The 4440-nt window shown below is 62.8% G+C and carries 2 protein-coding genes; both read right to left on the reverse strand.

Annotated features, from left to right (window positions below; translation table 11 throughout):
* Nucleotides 1-1011: 1011 nt before the first annotated feature.
* On the reverse strand, nt 1012-3318 hold the full coding sequence (locus AWB75_RS36100; RefSeq protein ID WP_061128700.1) for a cytochrome P450/oxidoreductase: 2307 nt from the start codon (nt 3316-3318) through the stop codon (nt 1012-1014).
* A 47-nt stretch (nt 3319-3365) separates the two neighbouring features.
* Nucleotides 3366-4440 (reverse strand): autotransporter family protein (locus AWB75_RS36105; RefSeq protein ID WP_143746679.1); only part of this gene is annotated, 1075 nt, incomplete at its 5' end.

The following is a 4440-nucleotide window of genomic DNA, read 5'->3' on the forward strand; positions in this document are numbered from 1 at the left end:
CGCGATCTTCGCGAGCGAACCGCCGAATTTGCCTACCGCCGTACGCGCGGCCGATACGATCACTACGTCAGTCATTTTCTTTCCTCGTCAAACAGCAAAAGCGTGAGCTGGGTTTCCGTTCCGATGGGATTCACACGGCGTGGAAACGCGTCCAATACGGATGGACTGGCTGAGTTCGATGCGAACTCGGACGGATTGGTGCGTCGTCGAGTGCGGAGCCATGTCCGACCGTCCGATGCGTGAGCGAGCGACCTCAGAAAGCGTCGCGTCGGCTATGGGATGACCTCGCCCGTGGGACAAGGTGCGTTCCGCAGAAAATATCCCGAACAGGATGCGGCAAATGTGCGGCCAATTACATGGTCCATTTAAATGGGCCTTTAACAGAATCTCTCAGGTTAAGCACCGGCCTTCTCTTTCGCTCGGTCGCCACGAATTGCGAATGCGCAATTCCGCCGCGCGAGATCGCGCGTCGGGGCATCAGGGCATATTGGAAGTTTTACGGTCGTGCGTGCTTGTGCGACGCATCAAATTAGTAATAATTCTAAACGCAAAAACATGCGTAAAAAATTTCATATTAGTAGGTGAAAACCCTAGTTTGCGTAGGATATACCTACTTGGTAGTGCCAAAAAGCGCTTTCGCACTCGAACACACGTTCAATAATCATCCTATATGACGACAAAAATTGCGCGGGTTGTATGATCAATTGACCATCTGCGGGTAAATCCGTAATACAAACGCACGGTCGACGGACGCATGTCACGGACAAAGGTGCGCCCTTGAAAGACATGCAAACGCGATCACACGCCAATCTATATACGCGAATTAACTACTGCGTATAACCAATTCGTCTTTAGACGATGCCGATTATTCACTGCGTTAGCGCCGTTGCGTGACCATGTGATGAAAATCGCGCGCTGTAAATCAATTAAGGCATTACCGCGGCAAAATGTCCTTTTGCGAAAAGAACGGCTTCGCCGGAGGCGAAAAGCCGCTCGACTCCCGATGTTTATTCAAAGCGCTAAAACGAGTCGCTTGCCTTTCGCGCGCGAGCAGCACGCCATCATCCGGTCGTTCGACTGACGTTCGCCTTTCGTCAGCACCACGTCGCGGTGATCGATCTCGCCCTCGAGCACGCGCACTTCGCATGAACCGCACAAGCCCTCTTCGCAATCGCTCTGCACATCGACGTTCGCGCGCCGCAGTGTCGCGAGGAGGGTTTGACCGGCCGGCACGTCGAGCACGAGGCCCGAATCCTTCAACTCTACTGCGAACGCGTGTTCGTTTTTCGGATCGAGTGCGCCGAGCTTCGATTCGAAGTGCTCGATCTTCAGCGCGTCCTCAGGCCAGGAAGCGCTCGCGTCTGTGAGCGCTTCGAGCATGCGCGCCGGTCCGCACGCGTAGACCTGCGTGTTTTCGTCCACGGCAAGCGCGGCGAAATCGTTGCGCGCGCCCTCTTCCGACACATGGAGGACAAGCCGCTCGCCGTGCAGCGCGCGCAGTTCGTCGAGCAGCGTCATCGAGGCGCGCGAGCGTCCGCTGTAATGCAGCGCGTAATCGAGGCCGAGCGAGCGCGCACGTCGCGCCATCGCGCTGATCGGCGTGATGCCGATGCCGCCCGCGATCAGCACCAGTTTCTTCGCGCGCTCGTCGAGACGGAAATGATTGCGCGGGCCGCGAATGCGCCAGTGCGCGCCCGGCTTCACGTTGTCGTGAACCCACGCGGAACCGCCGCGGCTCTCGGTCTCGCGCAGCACGGCGATTTCGAAGGCGCGGCGGTCGTCGGGATCGCCGCACAGCGAATACTGGCGCGACAGACCCGTGTCGCCGCAGATGACGTCGATATGCGAGCCCGCCGTCCAGCGCGGCAGATCGCGGCCGTCCGCCGATACGAGCCGCACGCGCACGATGCGATCCGCGCACGCATCGACCGAATCGACGATCACCGCGCGGCTCACCGCATGCGACGACGGCTCGCCGATGCGCACCACCGCGCGCGGCTCGCGCACGGACGGGTCGGCGCGTTCGGGATTCATAGCCGGGTCCCACTCGACATGAAGATGCTCCGGCCCGCGGAACGACGTGTTTGGCACGTAGGTGAAACGCTGCTCGGCGAGCCGCATGTGCGGCAGGCGTCGGGTGAGCTCGTCGAGGAAGACCTGCATCTCCATGCGCGCGAGGTTCTTGCCCATGCACTGATGCGCGCCGTAGCCGAAGGTCAGTTGATCGCTGGCGTTCTCGCGGCGGATGTCGAAGAGATCGGCGTCGGCGAACTGATGCTGGTCGTGATTCGCCGACGACGTGACGATCAAAAGCTTCGATCCCGCCGCGATGCCGACGCCGCCGATCGTTACGTCCCTGGTCGCGAGCCGCCGCCACGCCGCGACAGACCCGTTGTGACGCAGACATTCCTCGACCGCGTTCGGGATCAGGCTCGGGTCTTCGCAGATATCGCGCCATGCGCCGGGATGCTGCAGCAGCAGCTTGAGTGCGTTCGCGGTGGCGTTCGCCGTGGTTTCGTGCGCGGCGACGATGCCGGCCATCATCATCGAATGCAGATACGAGTCGGTCACGACATCGGGCAAATCCTTCTGCTTGCGAATGCCGTACTGCATCCAGCCGGGACCGGACGGATCTTCGCGCATCTTGTCGAGCACCTTGCCCGCGAACTGCCAGAACTTGCCGACCGCGTGCGCGACTTCGACCTGCTCTTCGGGCTTTGGGCGTCCCCACGTGTTGACCGTGTGCGCGATTGAATAGCGGCGCAGCGTGTCCATGTCTTCCTCGGGCACGCCGAGAAAATGCAGCGCGACGGTGAGCGGCACTTCCCACAGCATCTGATCGACGAGATCGGCGCGGCCATCGTCGATGAAGCGATCGACATAGTCGCGTGCGAGCGCGCGCACCATCGGTTCGTGATGCGCAAGCGCCTCGGGCGTGAACGGGTCCATCAGCGCGCGACGGCGCGGCATGTGCGCGGGCTCGTCCTCGTTGACGAGCGTGCGGTTCAGCGCAAAGCCGTACGATGCAAGCACGGCGTTGGCTTCGGGGCCGGTCGGCGTGATCTTTTCCAGCGCGATCGACGGGCTGAACGTGATGTTGTCGCGGAAGATGGCCTTGATGTCGTCGTAACGCGTGACGATCCAGTAGCCGAGCTTCGGGCTCCAGAACACGGGCTCCTGCTCGCGCGCCCAGCGCACGTATTCCGGCGGGTCCTGTTGATAGCCGTCGCCGAAAGGATCGAACTCGGCCGCGCGCGGGCTGACCGGGCAACCGTTCGGGGCGCGATCGTGGAAAGGGCATTGCGTCGCCGCGGTCATTGCTGTCTCCTGCTTTATTTATTAGCGTGACCACAGTATGCAACGGCTCACCACTTCCAGCGCACGCCGAGACCGCCTCCGAGCGCGCTGCGGTGCGAACCGCCGAGATTGGTCGACCAGGCGAGGTTCGCGAAGACGCTGCCGCGCACGCTCACCTTCGCGACGATCCCCGCGCCGAGTTGCGCGGTCGTTGCGGCGGCGTTCGTCGGAATGACGTCGACGCCCGCGAAAGTCGCGTTGTCGGTCGCGCCGAAGTAGCGCCACAGATTCGCGCGCAGATACGGCTCGAAGGTGGTGCCGGACGCGTCGAAATGGCCATAGAAGCGCACACCGAGCCGGCCGATGAAGCCGCTCGCTTCATGAAACGATACGGTCGAAATGCCGTCGTCGATATCGTGCAGATTCGCGTGCTGCCAGATGAGTTGCAGTTGCGGTTCGACCGCAAGGCCGGCGGGCAATGGCATCGGCAAGCCCGCCTCGATCGATGCGGCGAACGCGCTGCCATGCGTCGTCGCGCCGACGCCGCGGTTCGATTGCGGGTCGGCCGTGAGCGAACTGCCGAGCAAGACCGCGTCCGTGTACCAGCCGTTCGGTCCGATATGCGTCCAGTAAAGCCCCGCGCTGTATGCGTTGATCGACAGATGGCCGGCGTCGGCATTCGGAAAGCCGAGGGCGAAGCCGTTGACATCGCCGCTCGCACGCGCGAAGCCGAAAAAGAAGCCGTAGTGATTGCGATGACCGGACGGCGTCGTGTCCGCGTAAAGGTCGTGGCCGACCTGCACGCCACCGATGCCACCGCTGAACTCGGAATCGGCCGCGCCGCTGTTGTGCTGCGTCGTGTGTCCGCCCCAGACACGCGCCCACGCCGCCGGTAGCGCGCCGTTTTCCGTCAGCAGCGACTGCTCGCCCTGACGTTCGTGGAATGTGCCGATCTGCTGGACCGTCAGCTCGCGCGCGATCGGCGGCAGTTCGGCGTAGACCGGCACTTCCATCCGGTAGAGCGGAGTCGGCGGCGCTCCCGGCGGCGGCGGCGGCGGAAGCGGTGGCGTGCCCGCGGCCGCGGTTGGCTGGGCTGCTGGCGCTGGCGCTGGCGCTGGCGTTGGCGTCGGCGTCGGCGTGGGC

The organism is Caballeronia catudaia (assembly GCF_001544755.2).
Classification (GTDB): Bacteria; Pseudomonadota; Gammaproteobacteria; order Burkholderiales; family Burkholderiaceae; genus Caballeronia; species Caballeronia catudaia.

What these genes read in the sequence shown, in the direction of transcription:
- AWB75_RS36100 (WP_061128700.1), bottom strand. Translation starts at nt 3,318, where the DNA reads ATGACCGCGGCGACGCAATGCCCTTTCCACGATCGCGCCCCGAACGGT.